The sequence below is a fragment of the Streptomyces sp. NPDC104831 genome (genome assembly GCF_055583025.1).
In genome coordinates this window covers 111,794-116,279 of record NZ_JBVJOT010000027.1, presented here as the reverse complement: position 1 = coordinate 116,279, position 4,486 = coordinate 111,794, and the positions used below count along the sequence as shown (strand labels likewise).

The window sequence follows — 4,486 nt, the reverse complement described above, 5'->3', positions numbered from 1 at the left end:
GGGCGATGGATGGGGGTTAAGACTTGTTCCTGCGCAATCGGAATACCGCACGAAAAACGAGGACCTGAACCCCCCCCCCTCCCCCGCCCCCCCCCCCCTCGTCCTGCGTACGGCCGTTTCACCGGGCCCGCCCGTGCCGCCGGGCCGGGCCCCCGCATGCCTATCCGGCGTTGGGGACGCTCTGGGCGCTCTGGGCGCTTTCCAGGGCCTGGGCGAGGATGCGCCAGATCTCGGCGGCCAGGTCCACGTTGGAGGCGCGGCGCGCCTCCTCGCCCAGTTCCTTGAGCTGTTTCAGCCCCTGCTGCATGTGCCCTTCCAGGATGAGCAGACGCCCTTCGAGGACCCCGAGGCGGATCCGGTCGCGATAGGTCAGCCACAGCTCGTCGCCGTGCAGGGCGTCCAGCAGGGCGCGGGCCTCGGCGTGGCCGCCCTGCTCGAAGGCCAGGTGTGCCTTGAGGGTCAGCAGTTCCTGGTTCAGCAGGGGTGTGCCCACGAATCCCAGCGCCGCCTCCGCCTCCTTCAGGCGCCGGGCGGCACGGTCGACCAGCGGGGGGGAACTCTGGAGGTACAACGACGCGGCGGCGAGCCGCAGTCGCACCCAGAGCGTGAGGTCGGTGTGGCTGTCGAAGCCCTCCAGTGCCCGCTCCAGGTGTGCGCGCGCCCCGTCCTGGTCGCCCTGGCGGAAGCGTACGGTCGCCGCCGACCACATGGCCTCGGCCTGCAGGACGCCGCCGCTGTCACCGACGAGGCCGACCAGTTCGTCGACGTGGGCGCGGGCGTCGGGCAGGCGGCCCTCCTCGGCCTCCGCGGCCACCAGCGCCATCAGCGCGGCGCCCGTGTCGGGCAGCGAGAGGTGCGCCTCCTTGGCCAGCCGGACCGCCTTGCCGGCGACCTCGATGGCCCGGTTCACCTCGCCCATGGAGCGCAGGCAGCGCGCCAGGGAGGCCCACACCCGGCAGCGCAGTTCGGGCAGGTCCAGTTCCTCGGCGATCTCGTCCAGCTGTTCCAGGCAGGCCAGTTCCTCGGCCTTGTCCCCCAGCCGCCGCCATCTGCGGGAAACCAGCCACAGCGCCTGCCAGCGCAGCAGCGGGTCGGCCTCGTCCGACTGGTCGAGGGCGGCCATCAGCGCCTCGACCGACTCGTCGCCGTCCGCGGACGAGGCAAGACTGAGGGCCTGGGCGAGCGAGGTGCCGCTCGGCTGCACCTCGAACGCGCCGCGGTCGACGTCCAGCCGTTTCGCGAGGTAGGCCACGACCCGCTCGGTGGGCTTGCGCCGCCCCGATTCCAGGCGCGACAGATAACCGGTGGAAATCTCACTGCCTGCGAGGGATGCCTGAGAGAGCCCGCGCGCAAGCCTCAACTCCTTGAGACGCCGGCCGAACAGCGGTTGTTCCATCATTTAGTTCCCAATGAATCAGGGCGTTGAGCCGCGCCCGACGCCCTACGGAATGACGAGAATTCCCGTTTCCCCCGGGGGAGATCCCCGCGTCAGAGTCTACGGATCCACCACACCACAGGCAAGACCTTGCCCGACACACGCTCGGGAATCTTCGATCACTGCGGCTCATGTTGGTCTAGACTTGCCAATGACTGGCAAGACCTTGCCAAGGTCAACTGGCCTCGCTACGGTTCCTTTCGGCCACCGGCACCCGACAGTGCCCGTTCTCTGCGGCCTGCTCCTGTGCACCTCGGCTCACTGCACCGCTTCTGTCATCTCCTGGGGGAAATCATGAAGAAAGCTGCCCGCACCCTGCTCGTCTGCACATCCCTGGCCTTCGCCACGGCGGCCCTCGGCGTGGCCGGCACGGGCATCGACTGGCCGGCTCCCGCCCACGACGCCGTCACGGCGTCCGCGTCCGGCGCGACGCATGCCACGGGTGTCGCGGGCACCGCAGGCGCCGTGGTCCGCCAGGGTGACGGAGACATCGACTGGCCCGTGCCGGGGGCCCGGATACGCGCGGCCGGCACGACCGGCCCGGGGGGCGCCACCGAGGCGGCGGCCCTCGCCGGCGGCGACCGCACCGGCATCGACTGGCCGTAGGTCCCGGACCGTCCACAGACCCTCGACCTCCCACCCGCCCTCGACCGGCAGCAGGCCACGGACCACCGGCCGCGCGCCGTGGACCGACCGTGGCCCGACGGCCGGCACCAGGTCCCGGGCCCTCCCCGGCCCGTAGTGCCCCTCCCCGCCGGCGCGGGACGCCCGCACGGTGTCCCGCGCCCGCTCGTGGCGCCCTCGCTCGCGCCCGTGCGGCGCACCGGCGCCCGCCGCCCGTAGCGCCTGAAGACTCCGGTTCCCGGTGCGCTCCCGTCCCAAGGACGGGGCTCCCGGGCGGATCCCCGCCCGCACCGGGTCCGCGCGGCGTGACCGGAGACCTCTTCGATCCGGCGCGACGATGATCCAACTCCCTTCGGAAGCAAGGCAAGTGACGCCTCGTCACCTGCCGGCAAGCGTACCCGTTTGTCCACCACACCTCAGAAACGGAGTTCCCTTCGTCATGACGCCTCCCGCATCCGCCGCGGTTCTGGAAGGGTTCCAGCCGACGGCAGAGCAGTGCGAGCAGTTCGCCTCGCGCGGCTATCTCGTCCTGCCCGCGTTCCTTCCCCCGGACCTCGTGGCCCGTCTCAAGCCCGAGGTCGATCACTGGGTCGACCAGGGACACCGGGCCCGTTCCATCGCCTCGTGCGTCGATCCGGACCGGCACGGCATCCCGCCCCTGATGGAGCTGGAGCTGCCCGCGCACGGCGAGCTGATCGGCCACCGGCCGCTGCTCGCCGTGATCTCCCGGCTCATGGGCGGCGACTTCGTCTTCCACCACCTGCACAGCGACCGGCAGGCCCCCGATGTACCGGGCAAGCCCTGGCACCACGACTTCGAGCAGGGCCCGGCGACCGACCGCTCCGCGCCGATGGTCCATGCCCTGCACTACCTGGACGGGCTCGACACGAGTGTCTCCTCGCTCGCGGTGCTGCCCGGCTCGCACCGGGAGAACACCGGCAAGTCGGCGCTGGCCCACCACGGCACCGACCCGCTGCCGGGCGAGGTGGTCGTCGACTCCCTCCCCGCGGGGTCCACGGTCCTGCTGCACTCGGCCCTCTTCCACGCCCGCCGCCCGCGGCCGGACCGCACCGGCAGGCCGCGCTACTTCGTGGACGCCTCCTACTGCTCGACGGACACGATGTGGCCGCCGGTCAAGCCGTACTGGCGCCACATGCTCACCCGCGCCCGCGAGCTGGGGCTCGGCGACGTACGGTGGCCCGAGCTGTTCGCCGAGCGGCACTTCACGGAGTACGGCCATGACCACTGAGCCGGCCCCGGCCCGGGGACAGGACCCGGTGCCGTACGCGGGAATCGCCTGGAGCGCGTCCGGCTACGAGGTCGCCGTCCTCGGCCCCGACGGAGACGAGCTGCGTCCCCCCGCCCGGTTCGCACCCCGCCGGGCGGCGGACATGATCGCCTATCTGCGGGGTTTCGGTCCCCGGCTGGTCACCGCCGTGGAGAGCACCAACGGCATCCTGGACGGACGGCTCATGGCCGCCGGGCTGACCGTCCACCGGGCCGATCCCCCTCTGCTGCCCGCCCGGCCGGACTTCGGGTCCGTTCCCGCGCGCGCCGTCGCGGAGGCGGGCCGGAGCCGGCTGCCGGGCCTGACGCGGCTGGTGCGCACGCGCGGCACCCAGACCGGGCGGGAGGCGGAGATCGACTCCTGGATCGCCTCCAGCCACGACGCGCTGGCCCGCCTCACCCGGGCCGGGCAGGCGGTGAGCCACGGCGGCAGGGACCGCCGCGAGGTGGCGCTGACCTTCGACGACGGGCCGCTGCCGCCGTACACCGGGCAGGTCCTCGACGTCCTCGAACGCTACGGCGTCCCCGGCACGTTCTTCTGCGTCGGCATGAACGCCCGCGCCTACCCCGAGGAACTGGCCCGGATGCGCGAGCAGGGCCACACCGTGGCCAACCACACCTGGTCCCACCCCTTCCTGCCCGAACTGGAGCGGGCCCAGCTCACCGGGCAGCTGGAGCGCACCCGGGAGGCGCTCGCCGAGGCGAGCGGCGCACCTCCCTCCCGTCTGTTCCGGCCGCCCTACGGCGCACGCACCCCCGAGGTGCTGGACTGGCTCGCGCAGACGGGGTCCCGGGTGGCGCTGTGGGACGTCGCGCCCGACGACTGGACGATGCCCGGCGCGGACACCATCTCCCGTCTCATCCTGGAGCAGGTGCGGCCCGGATCGGTCGTCCTGCTGCACGACGGCGGCGGGGACCGTTCCCAGACCGTCGCCGCGCTGCCGGCCGTCATCGAGGGCCTGCTCGCCGACGGCTACCGCTTCGTCGGCGTCGAGGAACTCACCCACCCGTCCGACGTCACCACGGCGGCGTAGGCCCACCGCGCCGGCCCGGGCGACGCGTGACGCGGGGGCGGGGTGGGGGGGACCCCAGGGCGGGGGGATCCAAGGGGAAAAAACCGGACGAAACGGGGGGGTCGGA

The 4,486-nt window shown here is 72.7% G+C and carries 4 protein-coding genes; 3 read left to right on the top strand and 1 reads right to left on the bottom strand.

Annotation, left to right across the window (positions count from 1 at the left end):
* Positions 1-160: 160 nt before the first annotated feature.
* Positions 161-1,399, bottom strand: a complete 1,239-nt coding sequence (locus ACZ63H_RS20085; RefSeq protein WP_469866789.1) for a helix-turn-helix domain-containing protein — start codon at positions 1,397-1,399, stop codon at positions 161-163.
* Positions 1,400-1,729: 330 nt separating this feature from the next.
* On the opposite strand from ACZ63H_RS20085, the gene ACZ63H_RS20080 reads away from it, so the two are divergent.
* The 3 genes from ACZ63H_RS20080 (at position 1,730) to ACZ63H_RS20070 (ending at position 4,380) form a co-directional block, all read left to right on the top strand.
* Positions 1,730-2,041, top strand: a complete 312-nt coding sequence (locus ACZ63H_RS20080; protein ID WP_469866787.1) for a hypothetical protein — start codon at positions 1,730-1,732, stop codon at positions 2,039-2,041.
* 457 nt (positions 2,042-2,498) lie between these two features.
* Positions 2,499-3,308, top strand: a complete 810-nt coding sequence (locus ACZ63H_RS20075; protein WP_469866786.1) for a phytanoyl-CoA dioxygenase family protein — start codon at positions 2,499-2,501, stop codon at positions 3,306-3,308.
* Positions 3,298-4,380 (top strand): polysaccharide deacetylase family protein, encoded by a 1,083-nt coding sequence (locus ACZ63H_RS20070; protein ID WP_469866785.1) that lies wholly within the window; start codon positions 3,298-3,300, stop codon positions 4,378-4,380. The genes ACZ63H_RS20075 and ACZ63H_RS20070 overlap by 11 nt, the downstream gene beginning before the upstream one ends.
* Positions 4,381-4,486: the final 106 nt, after the last annotated feature.